Below are 15,260 nucleotides of genomic sequence, written 5' to 3'. Positions count from 1 at the left end.
CTAGGTCCGAAAACCTCGCTCGACTTGCATGTGTTAGGCCTGCCGCCAGCGTTCAATCTGAGCCATGATCAAACTCTTCAATTAAAGTTCTTTCTGCCACCAAAGCGGCGCTCAGTCACTGACTAATTTTACTTGGTCACTTTCTGATTAATTTCATTTCGAAACCATCATAAGTGCCCACACAGATAATTGATTGCTTATTGTTAAAGAGCGTGCTTCGTTCTACGAAGCGAGGCGCTTGCCTCAGGATTCTTCCAGACTTGGACTTCGTTGCCGTTGCCCCGTCTGTGGATGCGCATTATAGGGAGTTTAGAACAGCCTGCAAGCAGTATTTTTGAAAATGCGTTTGTTCGGCTGTTTTTTGCACAAAATCTTGATTTGGATCGTCTGGCGGCCGTTAACAGCCGCTGTTAAACGGCCAAATCGTAGCAACCTGCAGCGGAACGGCGGTTATTATAGTCAGTGACCATTTGCTGCATCAGACTTTCATCATAAGGTTGCAGGTTACTTAGGATCATTTTCTTGGCTCCCTGCCCGATAACGACGCCTTGCTCGGATAGTGTAAAGCTTAATGTCACATTACCGCGTTTACCTTCGACCTCTAATTTACTGCCTGACAGCGCTAACTTAACTGGAGAGGTTGGCAGTTGTTGAAAAGACAGCGACATACTTTCATAAATGACTAAAGGCCGCTGTGGGTTAATCATCACGCCCTGCTCCGCCATCAGCGGTTGCAGAATGTCGGGAAAGTTCTTACCGGAAAATCGGACATAGTCCTGAAACAATGGCTCGATAACGCTAAGGTCGTGGCGATGCTCGCCACTAAATTGAATGGTCAGATAAACCCGGTCTTGCTCGTCACAGACCTGGATTTGACCTGCAGTGATCTTACAGTGCAGTAAGACATCCGCGCTGACCATGCCTGAAAACTGGCAATTTAATTGTTGGCTTACGCCATACCGGCTCAGCAGATAACTGAACAACAGATCGCCTGGCACACAAAAACGCTTGGCGTCGACATCGTGGATAGGATTAAAGTCTCCTGCGACTTGCTTGGCGAAGGTACAGGAATGTTGCCGGCTAAAGCTAAAAGCCTCTCCCTGCCGACTGACAAAAGCATCTAACAACATCTATTGCTCTCTGTTGCTGGTAAAAAGGCTATATTAACGTAAATCAAGCGACAGATGGTCCAGCCAGTACATTTATATGTTGCCGCTCAGGTCCGCGACGGCGTGAAATAAAGATTGAATTGCCACCGAGACGCTTTGCCTCCTGCTTTGCGGCAGCAGACAGCGTCGCGACATCGTGATGGCTGAAGCATTGCGCCGGATCAGGATGGGCGATACCGACTGCAAGTGATAACAGTGGATAAAAGCGGGAATCACCGTTACGGCTTAACGCCGTGATACCACCCAGACGCAGATCCTCTTGCCGATAGTACAACGCGATACGCTTAGAAAAAAGCTGCACCACTTGCCGGCAAAGCGTTTCGCATTCGTCAGGCTCAGCAATCAGCACAAAATCATCACCACCAATATGGCCAACAAAGGATTGCGACGAACTATGCTGTTGTAATAGCTCAGCGATCAGTAATAACACCGCATCGCCTTTACTGTAACCGTAGATGTCGTTGTAAGGTTTAAAATGATTCAGATCCAGATAAGCCACGGCAAAATTGGCTTTTTGTCGCAGCAATTTATCAATACGCTGGTAAATAGGCTCATTACCGGGTAATAACGTTAACGGGTTGGCATAGCGAGCTAGTTGTAGTTTGCGTTCACTGATTTGTTTGAGCAGAGCCCTTACCGAACCCAGACCACAATATTCACCCTGACGGCAAATAATAAAAAACCAGCTGGCGGCATTGTGCTCATCATCAGCGACACGCTGGCTTACCTCCTCGAGCGTGGCACTGATCTCAACCACTACCGGTTGCCGGTTCATCACACTGGCCAATGATTTCTTTTCATAGAGTGCCCGGCCAAAAGGCTGCGCCAGCAAGGCTTGCAGATCAGTGCGGCAAATCAAACCAACAGGTCGGCCCTGTTCAACTACCGGTAAACTTTGCAACTGACTATCTGATTGAAATAGGGCTGCCGCTTGGGCAACCGTTTGCTGCGGACTGACAGCGGCAACCTCAAGCAACAAGGCTTCGACTTGTTCAGAACTGATTTCACTATGAAGTTCAGTGCTAAAAAGCGTCCGACAACGTTGCGGATCGGCAAAACTGGCTTGAGGCCGTCCTAACAAATAGCCCTGTCCCAAATCGGCACCCAGTTCACGACACCATCTTAACTCTTCAGCGGTTTCTATTCCTTCAGCCACTACCGTGGCGCCAATCGCTTTGGCCAGACTAACAATATTGCGCACGAAAGCTTGTTTGGTAAGGTCTTTGTCCAGTTCGCTAATAAAATGCCGATCAATCTTCACAATATCAGGCTGTAATTCAGACCACAGTTTCAAACCTGAAAAGCCGCTGCCTAAATCATCAATCGCAATTTGAAAGCCCAGCTCCCGATAATGCTGCACAGCTTTAACCAGTAAACCGGCATCTTCTACCTGATACTGTTCGGAAATTTCGATCACCACTTCCGAGGGGTCAATCTGTGCCGCCTTTAACAGTTGTTTGGTCAAACCGCTGGGATGGTCTGCCGTCAGTAAGATAAGTGGATTGACGTTAAGAAAGAGTTTGCTATTCAGTTCTGCTTTAGCAAAGCTCTCTATACTCAGCTCACGGCACAGCATCTCTAACTGCTCCAGCTGACCACAGCCCAGGGCAGTTTTAAATAATTGTAGTGGCGAATGTAACGGGCTATCAGAGGGGCCACGGATCAGCGCTTCATAGGCAATGACAGTACCGTCCTGCAAATTCAGAATGGGTTGAAACACTGGCTGTAACGCCCGTTTATGTAAAATTTTATCCAGTTCTGTGCAACAGAGTTCAGAAACCGCCATCTTTTGGCTCCGCCAGCAATAACTGGCGAATAGTAGAACCTTAAAATGACAGTTGCATGACAGGCGACTGCAAAATTGCCTGCAGAAAAGCACTTGCTTTTTATTTAAACAGCAACTACTGTATATGCATACACTGTATAAATACACAGATAGAGGTTTCCATGTTTGTATCTAACCATTCTTACCAAACTGAATCGAGTCAGCATCAAGCTGCCAGCAGCACAGCAAATCACTGGCAGCAATTTCAACAACACAGCAGCGAGTTGCAATTACTTAAGCTGTTACAACAGTATCGCCAAGCGAGCGGCTGGATTGTTCTAATCGCCCCTGGTTTTAAACCGGCAAAAGCATTCTGGCAAGCTTGTCAGTTGCCGTTACAGCATATTCTCGTGGTTCATACTCAAGCAACAGCCGACTTGTCACAGCTGATCCAAGCGACATTACAGAACCCGGATTGCCAGGCGGTGATATGTTGCCAGAAATTACCGTCTCAGCAACAGCAGCTACTGCAGAGTTTTGCCATACAGCAACAATGTACCTTGCATATACTGCCTACAGATACGACGGCGGCTCACTAATAACAGCCGCTGCCCCTGGGCTATCAGCATTGCAGCAAAGTCGTTAAACTAATAGCGTAATACCCTCGCAACAAATGACATGAAGAGTACGGTAACGCGTGCGGAACAGGTCGGCCCGGAGAGATAAGATGTTATGCTATTGCTGTTCAGGTAAGGCTTTTGCAGAATGCTGCCAACCCTATTTAAGTGGGCAGGCTCAACCTGATAGTTGTGAACGCCTGATGCGTTCTCGCTACAGTGCCTTTTGTGTTGCCGACAGTCAGTATCTGCTTGCCACCCTTGCCGCAGAGCAACGGGCCAGCGAATCTGCTGCCGCGCTGGAAGCTTTTGCCAAGGCGGTACATTTTTGCAAACTAGAAGTGAAACACGCCATATCCGAGCCGAAGCAGGGACAGGTTAGTTTTATTGCCAGCTTTATTCAGCACAACAAGCTGGAGTTTATCGCGGAAATCTCGGACTTTATCTTTCAGGATCGTTGGTATTATACCAGCGGTAAGCTTACTGCGTTGCCGGCGATTAAATTGGGCGCTAATGATCCCTGCCCCTGTGGTAGCGGTAAAAAATTTAAGCGCTGCCAAGCTCATTTACCAAGCGGTCAATTGCGCTAAAACGGCAGTAGGATAAAGGATGCAATAGAGAAAGGGCTTGATCGAGCACGCCGTGCTTTGTCGCGTGATTTTGTGGTTATCAGCACGGGTCGTTACAGCTCACAACAGCTGCGTCGCTGATAGCTGTTCCAGGATCTCGTAAAGTGCAGTTTCATCACTGACAGAGGGGGGCATTTTATCCCCAGCCAACCGACGGCGACAGTGCAAATCCAGGTCGGCAAACACCTGAGGCTCGAGTTTACGCTTATCTTCCTGCCACACCCAGGGCTGTTCCTGCAGATAGCTGTACAGCTTTAATTGCGCCAAACCTTGCTGCGCGGCCTGGCTCTGTTGCAATAAGGCCCGGTCGTCTGTGGTTTGATAAGCGAACGGGCGGCGTCTACTGACCGCCAGCTGCTGGTAAAGATCATGTTTGGGTTGCGCAGCCTGATTTACAGGCGTTTGAAATTCTGCCATCTCCTCAACTGCAGGAGATAAGAACGCTAACCACAGGGCAAAATCAGCCCGCTGCTGATGCTGCAGTGCCTTACCTAAACGATCCCCTAACTGCCATTCATTGATAATAGGCTGCATACTGATGCCATCAGACAACGACTGCTGAGTTAATCGGCAAACGGTCAAAAAACTTTAGCAAAATGCTTTACATCAAACTTCAGTTTGATAAGATGCGCGCACTCGTGGAGGGGTTCCCGAGTGGCCAAAGGGATCAGACTGTAAATCTGCCGGCACTGCCTTCGAAGGTTCGAATCCTTCCCCCTCCACCATTCTTCTTCTGAGCACCAAATTCCTAAGTTAAACCACTCTTAGCAAGTACGACTCAGGGGAAGGTGAGAACCTTCGTCAGGTTCGACAATGCGTAGCATTGAACAGCGGAACATAGTGACGCTTAGACTTTTTCGTCATGGTGTCAGGGCAATCACCACACAGCAAGCCGCACGGTGCTGCCCTATATCGGTTAACGGGGTAACTGCTGTAATAACTCGGTTAATAAGCTGCTGGCACCAATGCGCATACCTTGCCTGGTCGCCGTCAGTCCGGTGATTTCTTCATACAGCTCCAGTAATTGCAGTGCCTGCTCAACTGTTTTTACACCACCAGAGGCTTTAAAGCCCACCGGACGATCGGCTGCCGCAATACTGGTCAGAATAATTCTGGCCGCTTCCAGTGTGCATCCCACTGGTACCTTACCGGTCGAGGTTTTAACGAAATCGGCGCCACTGGCAATAACCAGTTCGGTAGCCTTAGTCACTTGCTGCGCCGTCAGTAACTCACCTGATTCAATAATTATTTTCAGCCCCAACCCCAGGCTGGCCTCTCTGACTGCGGTCAGAAAAGCACTCACCTCAGACTCGTTACCTGCCAGTAATTGTGAGTACGGCAACACACAATCAATTTCGGTGGCGCCCAAGGCCCGGCAGTGTGCAATATCAGCCAGAACCTGTGCCAGCGGCTGGTCACCGCCAGGAAAATTAACAACTGTCGCCAACTCGGTTGCCTTAGCGGCTGCGGCCAGATAGTCCGAAGTCTGAGACAAAAACTCCGGATAAACACAGAGCGCGGCAACCGGTGCAGGCAAAGTGGGGATGGCATTCAGCCAGGCGGCCATCTCAGCCTGACTATCCGCTTCAGTCAGCCGGGTGAGATCAAGTAGTTTCAACAGTTGTAATAAACGTAACGGATTGGTCATTGTCGGGTACTCTGTCTGAGCTTATTATTGAGTTTGGTTGCTATAGCGACACGGTTTAGGCGCTAGTGCTCTTTCCAGTTAATTATGAATGATTCAGTCGGAATTAACTGAAGCGCATTAGTTTAAACCAGAACTGGCAGCCTAATGCCAAAATGTTTTAAAAAAAATCGCTACCTGCGGGAATTTTTTGCTACGCGCAGAGTCTGACTAAGTGAAGTAAAGCTGGTGAACATCTCTCCTTTAATCGATGTCCTTATGTTGCCGACCTGATGGTCGGCTTTTTTTTACCCCTAATTCAACAGTTCGGCTTGGTGTTGTTTAAGCCAGGCTTTTGCTTCTCTATACTGTGGACAATGTTGCTGCACCAACTGCCAGAATGCAGGTGAATGATTCATATGCTGCAAATGCGCCAGCTCGTGGATCACTACATAGCGCCTGACCCAGAGTGGCACTTGCATTAAACGCCAGTTAAAGCCCAGCTCGCCGTTTTGTTTACAATGCCCCCACCGGCTGCGCCAGTTACCGACCACAACCTGACCTAATGTCTGCCGTAACTGCGCGACGAGCTCGTTTGCCAACACCGGCAACTCCAGTAAGGCTTGCTTAGTAAAATGCTGTTGTACCAATTTTCGCGCATAGTGGTCCTGTCTCGCTGCAGCGATCTTTGTGGATAGCCTAAGCTCAAGCCCGCTGGCGCTAAAATTGACGCTACTTTTTGCCGCCAGCTGCCAGCGAAATGGCACTGCCTGTCCCGATACCAGGATCCTATCCCGCTGTAACCACGGCAACACCGGCGGTGTTGTAATGCGCGCCAGTCTTTGCTGAACCCAGTGCTCTTTTTGCTGTAACCAGGCGCTTAGCCAGTGTCGGCAGATCGTAGCCGGTGCTCTGACATAGACCTCACCATTACGGATCGCCAGCTGCACAGTGCGCCGCCGCTGACTAAAGGAAATCTGGTATTTAATGTCCTGCATGTTGTCTACTTAGTCGTCACTGTTACGGAACTAACGGTCACGGCGTTTCGCCGCTTGTCTGATGCGTGCTATTATCGAGGCAGCCTATTCGCGCAACGAAAAAATTATCTGGAATAACAATGAAGATCATCTCTTTTAATATTAACGGCATTCGCGCACGCCTGCATCAGCTGCAAGCGCTGATCGACAAACATCAGCCCGACATTATCGGCTTGCAGGAAATAAAAGTACAGGATAGCGAGTTTCCGCTGGCCGAGGTACAGGCCATGGGATACCAGGTATATCACTTTGGTCAGAAAGGGCATTATGGCGTTGCCATCTTAAGCAAAGTGCCGGCATTGTCGATGCAGTATGGCTTCCCTACTGACAGTGAGGACGCGCAGCGGCGCATGCTGATTGGCCAGTTCGCACTGGCTGACGGTAAACAGCTCACGGTGTTAAACGGCTATTTCCCACAGGGAGAGAACCGTAGCCATGAGACCAAGTTTCCCGCTAAAACCAAATTTTATGCCGATTTACAGGCATATCTTGAGCAATACCATGACAGCAGTAAAGACTATCTGGCGGTGATTGGTGATATTAATATTTCACCAATTGACCTTGATATCGGCATTGGTGAAGCCAACGCTAAACGCTGGTTACGGGAAGGCAAAACCTCCTTCTTACCGGAAGAGCGGGCCTGGTTACAACAATTGAAAGACTGGGGTCTGGTCGATACGTTCCGCGCGCTACATCCAGAGCGTGACGCACAATATAGCTGGTTCGATTATCGCTCTAAGGGTTTTGACGACAATCGCGGCCTGCGCATCGACGTCGTTATGGCCACGCCACCCTTGGCTGCGCTTTGTACTGAAGCTGAAATCGATTATCAGATCCGTGGCTTGGATCGCCCGTCAGATCATGCACCGGTTTGGTCGGTGTTTGCACTCTAGCCAAAATTCCGACTGCTGGCTCTGACCTCCCCCGCCCGGCTTCCGGACCTTTTGTAACGGCCCGGGCTATGTTAAATCCAGCGCCGCATCACGGTTTTATCAAGCTGTTGATACGCCAGCTGTAACAAACGGGCAAGATCGAAGTAATTCTTAGGGCTGCCCGGCAAAGCGGTGGTTTTTGCGTGCTGCTGGATCTGATCCCGGATTTCATTACCCCAGTTGATTAGTGCCGGCGGTAACGCGCTGTTAGCTCTGATCCCAAGCCAGTACCAGCCTTGCAGTGGCATTGATGCCAACAGCAGCATCATCGCCACTGCCGGCCCAAGAAAGCTAACACCTAATAATTTAATCTGCAGTATCGCAGTGACTATCGCCAGCACCGGCAAGTAGCGGGCAGCTTGCTTAGTCAGAAAAATAACTTTGTTTTCCGGGAAGATCGCATTAAGCTCAGGTTTCGCCGGCCAGGTCTGGCTGTACTTCCAGCCGGTATTCAGGGTTGCAAACCAGGTAATCCGCATAACATCTCCCCTCTCTAACGACCATTACTCAGGATTAGACTCTCTTTACTCTAGCATAGTTGCCAGCTGATAGCTGCCGGCTTTTTCGGTCATGCGTTCCCGCCAGCGCATTAAACCAGATACATTTTTGTTACAACGGCATTTGCTACTATTCAGAAATCGAAAGCTTCATTTTTGTCGCTTTTTGACAGTATTCTTGCCAACTAACAGGCTATCAAAATTCATGCCATCGAATAATACAGATTAAATACAATAGCATGGCGATTAACAGCAGAGGTTTTCAACAAAGTTATCCACAGAAACTGTGGACAACCTTTGTAAGATAAATTCAGACCCCGCCGGCCTCTGGTCTATTTTTGACTATCAAAAATAACGTCTTTCGACGCTAATTATTATCAAAGCGTTGAAACACGCTATTATCGCTAAAACACCTTACCTTGACTCACGGATTTCAGCACAAACTACTGCATCTGTTGATCCTTTACGTTATTATCAGCACATCAGATTGATGGAGTTACGGTGATACTGTGATCAGTTGGCAGCAAGACTGGCGAAGAATAACAGGCGCCCCGATCAAAAGCCCGTTCACCGGGGCTGTGTTGCCAGCAGAGCAACATCCCGAACCACTGTACCAGCAGAACCTGTTACCGGTTGCGATTACGGCAAAGCTACAACATGGTCTGATCGTCGCCCCCTTTGCCGGTCTGTTCACCACCCAGCTTGATACCGAACGCCGCTTGGTATTGCGCCATGCTTCCGGGCTGCGGTTATTATTAGAGTTACCGGCAAACATCATTGATTTGCAAGGTCGCGGCTTGCATTGGCTAAGCAATCGGCAATTGCAGGTGAATGCCGGCCAACCATTACTGCAGCTGGATCTGGCATTTCTGGAATTAGAACTGGAACTGGATGCCCTGTACTGTGCGCTGGTGCTCGATTTGCCCAAACCGGCAGAGAGCAAAGTATTTTGCCGGCAAGCCAAGGTCAACGCTGCCCAAGACCCTCTTTTTATTATTCAAACGAGCAGAACCTCAGCATGATGACACTATATGGAATTAAAAATTGCGACACCGTAAAAAAAGCCCGCCGCTTTCTCGAACAACGCAGCCAACCCTATCAGTTTCACGATTACCGGCAGGATGGGTTAAGTGCAGAACTGTTAGAACAGTTTGCTGCCCAGCTTGGTTGGCAAGCGTTGCTAAATACCCGAGGTACCACCTGGCGCGCCCTGGACGACGCTGACAAAGCGGAGCTGGACGAGCAAAAAGCGCTACGTCTGATGCTGGCGCAGCCCGCCTTAATCAAAAGACCATTGCTGGTCGCGGGCGAGCGCTATTTACTCGGTTTTTCCGAGCAGAGTTATCAAGATTTTACTAACTAATCCTAAGGCAGCAGTATGAGTAATCTAGTAGATCCAGCCGCAAATCCAACCTTAGCGCTGGCAATGGATCTGATGGCCCGGCCGTCAGTCACACCGGAGGATGCGGGATGCCAACCGTTAATGGCAGCGCGCCTGCAACAACTTGGTTTTCAGATTGAGATGTTGCCCTTTCACGATACGTTAAATATGTGGGCTCGCCGCGGCCAGGGTAAGCCGCTGTTCTGTTTTGCCGGACATACTGATGTGGTTCCTGCTGGCCCGCTGGAACAATGGCATACTCCTCCTTTTACGCCAACCATTATCGGTGACACCCTGTTTGGGCGCGGCGCGGCCGATATGAAAGGCAGCTTAGCGGCGATGGTGGTCGCAACAGAGCGTTTTATCGCTGAATATCCGGAGCCTGCCTTTGATCTGGCCTATCTGATCACCAGTGACGAAGAAGGCCCCTTTATCAATGGTACCGTGAAAGTAGTGGAAACGCTGGAAGCGCGACAGGAGAAAATCCGCTGGTGTCTGGTCGGTGAGCCGTCCAGTGGTAAGCAACTTGGCGATGTCATTAAAAATGGCCGCCGCGGCTCCTTAACCGGCCATTTAACCGTTAAGGGTATTCAAGGCCATGTTGCGTATCCGCAACTGGCGGATAACCCGGTGCATAAAGCCGCTCCCGCTTTAGCGGCACTGGCGGCAGAGATCTGGGATCAGGGTAATGCCTTCTTTCCGGCTACCAGTTTCCAGATTGCCAACATTCATGCCGGTACCGGTGCGTCAAATGTGATCCCGGGTGAACTTAAGGTGATGTTTAACTTCCGCTACAGTACTGAAGTCACGGCCGATATTTTACAAAAGCGGGTCTACGCCATTTTGGATCGCTTCGGCCTGAACTATCAGCTGGACTGGACACTGAACGGTCTGCCATTTTTAACTGCCAGCGGTGATTTAGTCGCGGCAACTGTCGCGGCGGTAGAACAGGTTCGTGGTCTAACACCACGTTTGGAAACCACTGGCGGTACCTCGGATGGCCGCTTTATTGCGCCGACCGGAGCTCAGGTAATAGAGCTCGGCCCAATTAATGCCACTATTCATAAAATCAATGAATGCGTGGCCATAGCCGATCTGACGCAGCTGACGGATATTTATCACGCCCTGCTGGTTAACCTGCAACAACGGCTCAGCCATGCAGTTAACTGAACTGAGCCCGGCGCTTCTTACCGGGCAGGATGCCGGCCCGATGCAACTGGTCGAACATAACCAGCAATTGCATCAGGCCGTGATACCCGCTTACCGGCAAATGCAGCAGGCAGCCGCGCAGCAGGGGATCGCAATCAGATTGGTATCCGGTTGGCGCAGCTTTGAACGCCAGGCGGCGATCTGGCAAGCCAAATGCGAAGGTCGCCGCCCGGTATTTGACCGCTGGCAGCGTCCGCTAAAGATTGAACATTATCAGGGTCTGGCGAAACTGGAGGCCATTATGCTGTACTCTGCCCTGCCCGGCGCCAGTCGTCATCATTGGGGCAGTGACCTGGATATTTATGATGCCGCTGCGGTCAGTAACGACTACCAGGTACAACTGCAACAGAGTGAATATAGCGCCGGCGGCCCGTTCTATCGCTTAAGTCAATGGTTGACGCAGCATGCTGCGCAGTATGGTTTCTTTTTACCGTATCGCGAGTTTCAGGGCGGGGTCGCGGCTGAACCCTGGCATCTGAGCTATCAACCGCTGGCCACGCGCTGCCAACGGGCGCTGACGCTGGAACAACTGCGCTTAGTGCTGCAACAGCACCCTATTGCCGAACAACAGACTGTACTGGCACATTTACCCGAGCTGTACCGGCGCTTTATCTGTAACATTTGCGAGGCACCAAAATGAACTGGCCATTATTCTGGGCGCTGTTACTGGCCTTTGGTTTTATTATCGGCAATGTGCTGTTGGTTAAGCACTCAGCCAAAATGAAAATGCCGCCGTTAAAAGCCCTGCCAGAAGCCTTACCGAAACAACCGATGCCAGCCGATACCACGGCGGCAGCGTCAGACTCTGCCACCTCTGCTTCAGCACCAGCCGCATCCGCTACGACTGCTCAAAAGCCGAGTAGCCCTGAAGAAAGCGCTGCAGCTGATCGCGCAGATTAGGCGGGGTGCCTTTGATCACCAGGGTATCGGTTTTCAGATCATAACTAATTCGCTCGCCGAGCAGCTTTTCATCAAAGCTGAGCGATAAGCCACCGCCGGCACCGTTAAATTTTACCAGCTTTTTCAGCTCTTTAACCTCTACCGGGAACTGCTCCGCTACTGCCAGCTGTTGCTCGGCACAATAGTGCAGGAAGCCGTTTTCCTGCTCCGGATCGACCACGGCAGACAGCTCAGCTAACACCACTTCTTGTCCGGCTTTCGCACGCTCTTCGCAATAATCAAATACCTGGCGCCTTGCTGCGGTTTTTTCTTCCGGCGCAAATTCTGCCGCCCCCAGATATTCCTCCACCGAAGCTAACACCAGTTGACTGTTTGCTTTGGCATCAGTGCCTTCGGCACAACCCAGAAAATCCAGAAAGAAATCCGCGACCTTACGTCCGGCGCGGCCGCGGATAAAACTGATGTAATGCCCCTGCTCACGATTTACCGCATATTCGGTCAGATCCAACCGCGCTGCCAGCTGCATCCGGCTGATATCCAAATGGCGGGAAGTTGCCAGCTCCAGCTGCTCAGTTAATTCAAAGTGATCTTTGCTGCCCAGCAGGCAGATCAATAAGAATTCGCTGGCCAGGTAGCGGTAATGTGCCAGCAGTAAATAACCGGTCTCCGGCAGTTGATGCTGGGATAACTCCTGCACTAGCGCGTCGGTGGTAGCACGGCTAAACCCCAGATAATCACTGTTGCCGCTTTGCCAGTCAGCCAGCGCCAAAGCCACCTTGGGTGACTTTTCAGTTTCAAAGGCAGCGTAGCCTTTGGCCGGCTTGCCGTTATAAGCCAGGTGAAGCTGCTCGACCAAATTCGCTACGGCACCACTACGCCCTATCAGTGCTTCCCGATAGTGGGCCTGATGCTCACCACTGTCTGTTAGCGCAATATAATTAATGGCCAGATGCTGCATCTCTACCGACATAAATTTTCCTGTTTATTCTGAATTCTGTTACTATTCTATCTGTTTATGCGTCTTTAATCTGAGTAATCCATGCCGATTGTATCAAAATATTCCAGTAGCCAGATTGAAAAGCTGGTCAATCAACTGCTCGACACCCTGCACCAGCAACACGCCACCACTGAGCTAAGCCTGATGTGTTTGGGTAATGCGGTTAGCCATATTATCAATACCTCTGTGCCGGCAGCGCAACGTGCTGCGGTCGCCAGCAGCTTTAGTCAGGCTCTGACTGACGCCATTCAAAGCGACAAGCATTAAGCCTTATGGTGCTGGAACAAAACCTGTCCTTAGTCAAAAAAGTTAACCGGTTACTAAACTGGGGACACTGGTTTACCTTTTTCAATATTTTGCTGGCACTGGTGATAACTAGCAGTTTCTGGTGGTCAGAGCCCCTGCCACAAACGGTGTTGGGCAGTGTGTATCTGCTGGTTAACTGGTTAGGGCATACCGCATTTCTGTGCTTTATGTTCTTTATTCTGACGATATTCCCACTGTCGCTGATCTTTCCTTATCAAAAACATGTCCGCGGCCTGGGCGCAACTCTGGCCACCATTGGCATGGTATTGCTGATTTTTGATGCCTATGTCTATAACCAGCTTGGGTATCATCTTGGTAGTGCATCTTTCGACCAAACCCTGGCCTTACTCAGGGCGCAGGTGGTCACTAACTTGCGCAATTTTGTATTAATTGTCACGCTGGTCGGTGCGCTGTTGCTAACGCTGCAGATCTGGTTAAGTAACTTTTGCTGGAAAAAAATCAGCCGCCTTTCGGCCTCAGGTATCGGTCAACCGGCTTTGGCTCTGTTCTTTGGTAGTTTTATGCTTAGCCATCTGCTGCACATCTACGCCGATGCCCGCTTGAATTTTGATATTACCCGCCAGGATAATGTGCTGCCGTTTTCCTACCCGGCCACAGCGAAAAGCTTACTGGCACGCTATCAGTTGGTAGATTTAACCGAACGCGCCAAACGCCAGGCCGATAAGCTCAGTCTGGAACACGCTAATCGCAGCAGTCAGCTGTTAAGCTGCCAGGCCGGCGCTACCGAACCGACCTTATTATTGGTTACGGCCAGCATCACAGCGGAGCAATTGACCTTATTACAGCAACAAGGCCTGCGCAGCCATGATCAGCATTTCGCTCCAAACAACGCTGCTGAAGCGCTGTTAAACCTGCTGTACGGTCAGTTTAAAGCAACAGCGGATGCCGCCAGCGCACTGCAGACGATACCGGCCTGGCTCAACAGCGTTAATACCTCTGATGTGCAAGTGGTTAACCGCACGCCAGAGCTGAATTCGTTATTACCCTGGGCCAACACAGCGCTTACCCCTGCCAGGCTAAATATCGTATTTGATGCGGACTTTTCCCGGCATTGGTCAGAATACCAGCAATTTAGCCGGCTAATCGTCGTGCCGTTACATAGTGAAAATGCCAAGTTTCAGCTGGCGCCGGTTACAGCCTATCTGCGCTGGCCGGCGCTGTTAAGTCAGGCCCGGCAACATGGTAGTCAGCAACTGGACTGGTTACCGACCTTATTGGGCAGTATTGGCTGTGAAACGGAAAACCGCTGGCTGGGAGACAATTTATTTCAGCCGGAAACCCTGCCCAAACTGAATATCAGTCAGCAGGATATTATCAGTATCCGCAAAGATAAGATGATGATCTTGCGCCAGGACGGCAGCTACGGCGTCTGGTCGGCGGGTACCCTGGTGCCGCTTAACGATCCGCTCAATGTGCCTATGCTGGTGGACGCCTTAAAGCGACTCGAGGAATAAGCCGTTACTGTAACGAGGTCGGAGCCTTAATTCTTGGCCGGCGCCCCGCCAGCTCTAATTCAGCCAAATGATACAGGTTGGTTAACGCAATTGGCGGTGGTGGCTCGGCAAAACATTCGATATAAGCGACTTCTGCTTCCTTGGTCAGTTGCTGAAAAATTTGATCATACACACTAAAGCCGTCGTAGCTAAAAGGCTCATCTAGCTCTGCCACTTTCAGCTCCTGCTGGCGGCGCATAAAATAATTCATCAAAAACTCGTACTGCTTAATATCCAGTAATTGCCGACAATCCACCTTGCCACCTTTTTCTCTATTGCACGAACCTGCGCGAACCTTGCCATTTTACGCTGCCCGAGCACGAAAGATTCATCACATTTTCTGATTAACACAATTTTATTTATTCACTTTAATTAATAATGAGAACCGCTATCATTTACTTAAGCAGATGATTCGGGAGACCCGTTATGATTAAAACCATTACCTTTGCCATTATGCATTTTAGTATTGCCTTTGGCGTAACTTACCTGATCACCGGTGATTTGGTGTTAGGCGGTCTGGTGGCCATTATCGAGCCGGCTGTTAACACCGTGGGCTACTTCTTTCACGAGAAAATCTGGCAGAAGTTTGATCGGAAAAAAGCACCCGCTACGCCGTTATTGACTAAAGGTTTTATCAAGTTATAGCCCTGCTGCTGCGATTATGCAGCAGCAAAGCGCTAAAA

The 15,260-nt window shown here is 50.0% G+C and carries 19 protein-coding genes, 1 tRNA gene and 1 rRNA gene; 12 read left to right on the top strand and 9 right to left on the bottom strand.

Going from position 1 to position 15,260, the window contains the following annotated elements:
• From AEST_RS16765 to AEST_RS16755, 3 genes are all read right to left on the bottom strand, one after another.
• Positions 1-84 (bottom strand): 16S ribosomal RNA (locus AEST_RS16765); the annotation flags it as partial.
• A 326-nt stretch (positions 85-410) separates the two neighbouring features.
• Positions 411-1,130 (bottom strand): DUF3581 family protein, encoded by a 720-nt coding sequence (locus AEST_RS16760; protein WP_008610502.1) that lies wholly within the window; start codon positions 1,128-1,130, stop codon positions 411-413.
• A gap of 43 nt (positions 1,131-1,173) precedes the next feature.
• Positions 1,174-2,955: a GGDEF domain-containing protein gene (locus tag AEST_RS16755; RefSeq protein ID WP_008610500.1), complete on the bottom strand. Its 1,782-nt coding sequence runs from the start codon at positions 2,953-2,955 to the stop codon at positions 1,174-1,176.
• 161 nt (positions 2,956-3,116) lie between these two features.
• On the opposite strand from AEST_RS16755, the gene AEST_RS16750 reads away from it, so the two are divergent.
• The gene (locus AEST_RS16750) at positions 3,117-3,533 is read left to right on the top strand and encodes a SulA-like leucine-rich domain-containing protein (RefSeq protein WP_008610499.1); all 417 of its coding nucleotides are present in this window, start codon (positions 3,117-3,119) and stop codon (positions 3,531-3,533) included.
• 221 nt (positions 3,534-3,754) lie between these two features.
• Complete coding sequence (locus AEST_RS16745) at positions 3,755-4,141, top strand: YchJ family protein (RefSeq protein ID WP_238534633.1); 387 nt, start codon at positions 3,755-3,757, stop codon at positions 4,139-4,141.
• A 99-nt stretch (positions 4,142-4,240) separates the two neighbouring features.
• Here AEST_RS16745 and AEST_RS16740 read toward each other — a convergent pair whose 3' ends face one another.
• On the bottom strand, positions 4,241-4,714 hold the full coding sequence (locus AEST_RS16740) for a VC2046/SO_2500 family protein (RefSeq protein ID WP_039925733.1): 474 nt from the start codon (positions 4,712-4,714) through the stop codon (positions 4,241-4,243).
• 106 nt (positions 4,715-4,820) lie between these two features.
• On the opposite strand from AEST_RS16740, the gene AEST_RS16735 reads away from it, so the two are divergent.
• Positions 4,821-4,905, top strand: a tRNA-Tyr gene (locus AEST_RS16735).
• Positions 4,906-5,096: 191 nt separating this feature from the next.
• On the opposite strand, the gene deoC is transcribed toward AEST_RS16735, so the two are convergent.
• Positions 5,097-5,828: a deoxyribose-phosphate aldolase gene (deoC, locus tag AEST_RS16730; protein WP_008610494.1), complete on the bottom strand. Its 732-nt coding sequence runs from the start codon at positions 5,826-5,828 to the stop codon at positions 5,097-5,099.
• Positions 5,829-6,118: 290 nt separating this feature from the next.
• Positions 6,119-6,802: a M48 family metallopeptidase gene (locus AEST_RS16725; RefSeq protein WP_008610492.1), complete on the bottom strand. Its 684-nt coding sequence runs from the start codon at positions 6,800-6,802 to the stop codon at positions 6,119-6,121.
• Between the two features lie 119 nt (positions 6,803-6,921).
• Between AEST_RS16725 and xthA the strand changes: the two genes are divergently transcribed.
• Positions 6,922-7,734 carry an exodeoxyribonuclease III gene (gene xthA / locus AEST_RS16720; RefSeq protein WP_008610491.1) on the top strand — a complete coding sequence of 271 codons (813 nt, stop codon included), beginning with the start codon at positions 6,922-6,924 and terminating at the stop codon, positions 7,732-7,734.
• A gap of 71 nt (positions 7,735-7,805) precedes the next feature.
• Here the strand turns inward: xthA and yfbV are convergent, their stop codons facing one another.
• Positions 7,806-8,252, bottom strand: coding sequence for a terminus macrodomain insulation protein YfbV (gene yfbV / locus AEST_RS16715; protein WP_008610490.1), 447 nt, complete (start codon positions 8,250-8,252; stop codon positions 7,806-7,808).
• Positions 8,253-8,779: 527 nt separating this feature from the next.
• On the opposite strand from yfbV, the gene AEST_RS16710 reads away from it, so the two are divergent.
• From AEST_RS16710 to AEST_RS16690, 5 genes are read left to right on the top strand one after another with little or no spacing between them, the layout of a single operon-like run.
• On the top strand, positions 8,780-9,292 hold the full coding sequence (locus AEST_RS16710) for a PTS glucose transporter subunit IIA (protein ID WP_008610489.1): 513 nt from the start codon (positions 8,780-8,782) through the stop codon (positions 9,290-9,292).
• Positions 9,289-9,633 carry an ArsC family reductase gene (locus tag AEST_RS16705; protein ID WP_008610488.1) on the top strand — a complete coding sequence of 115 codons (345 nt, stop codon included), beginning with the start codon at positions 9,289-9,291 and terminating at the stop codon, positions 9,631-9,633. The genes AEST_RS16710 and AEST_RS16705 overlap by 4 nt, the downstream gene beginning before the upstream one ends.
• A 15-nt stretch (positions 9,634-9,648) precedes the next feature.
• On the top strand, positions 9,649-10,821 hold the full coding sequence (gene dapE / locus AEST_RS16700) for a succinyl-diaminopimelate desuccinylase (RefSeq protein ID WP_008610486.1): 1,173 nt from the start codon (positions 9,649-9,651) through the stop codon (positions 10,819-10,821).
• On the top strand, positions 10,808-11,500 hold the full coding sequence (locus tag AEST_RS16695) for a M15 family metallopeptidase (protein WP_008610485.1): 693 nt from the start codon (positions 10,808-10,810) through the stop codon (positions 11,498-11,500). The genes dapE and AEST_RS16695 overlap by 14 nt, the downstream gene beginning before the upstream one ends.
• Positions 11,497-11,760 carry a DUF2897 family protein gene (locus tag AEST_RS16690; protein ID WP_039925731.1) on the top strand — a complete coding sequence of 88 codons (264 nt, stop codon included), beginning with the start codon at positions 11,497-11,499 and terminating at the stop codon, positions 11,758-11,760. Before AEST_RS16695 ends, AEST_RS16690 begins: the two co-directional genes overlap by 4 nt.
• Here the strand turns inward: AEST_RS16690 and yejK are convergent.
• Positions 11,699-12,730 (bottom strand): nucleoid-associated protein YejK, encoded by a 1,032-nt coding sequence (yejK, locus tag AEST_RS16685; protein WP_008610484.1) that lies wholly within the window; start codon positions 12,728-12,730, stop codon positions 11,699-11,701. The genes AEST_RS16690 and yejK overlap by 62 nt on opposite strands.
• Positions 12,731-12,799: 69 nt before the next feature.
• Between yejK and AEST_RS16680 the strand changes: the two genes are divergently transcribed.
• Entirely contained in the window at positions 12,800-13,024 is a 225-nt protein-coding gene (locus tag AEST_RS16680) for a YejL family protein (protein WP_008610482.1), read from the top strand.
• A 5-nt stretch (positions 13,025-13,029) separates the two neighbouring features.
• The gene (locus AEST_RS16675; RefSeq protein ID WP_008610480.1) at positions 13,030-14,538 is read left to right on the top strand and encodes a DUF3413 domain-containing protein; all 1,509 of its coding nucleotides are present in this window, start codon (positions 13,030-13,032) and stop codon (positions 14,536-14,538) included.
• Positions 14,539-14,542: 4 nt separating this feature from the next.
• Here AEST_RS16675 and AEST_RS16670 read toward each other — a convergent pair whose 3' ends face one another.
• Positions 14,543-14,833, bottom strand: a complete 291-nt coding sequence (locus AEST_RS16670) for a hypothetical protein (RefSeq protein WP_008610479.1) — start codon at positions 14,831-14,833, stop codon at positions 14,543-14,545.
• Positions 14,834-15,003: 170 nt separating this feature from the next.
• Here AEST_RS16670 and AEST_RS16665 point away from each other — a divergent pair, with 170 nt between their 5' ends.
• Positions 15,004-15,222: a DUF2061 domain-containing protein gene (locus tag AEST_RS16665; RefSeq protein ID WP_008610476.1), complete on the top strand. Its 219-nt coding sequence runs from the start codon at positions 15,004-15,006 to the stop codon at positions 15,220-15,222.
• Positions 15,223-15,260 lie beyond the last annotated feature (38 nt).

It is taken from the genome of Alishewanella aestuarii B11 (assembly GCF_000280055.1).
GTDB lineage: Bacteria > Pseudomonadota > Gammaproteobacteria > Enterobacterales > Alteromonadaceae > Alishewanella > Alishewanella aestuarii.
The sequence above is the reverse complement of the archived record's forward strand: the minus strand, read 5'-3'. Positions and strand labels throughout refer to the sequence as shown.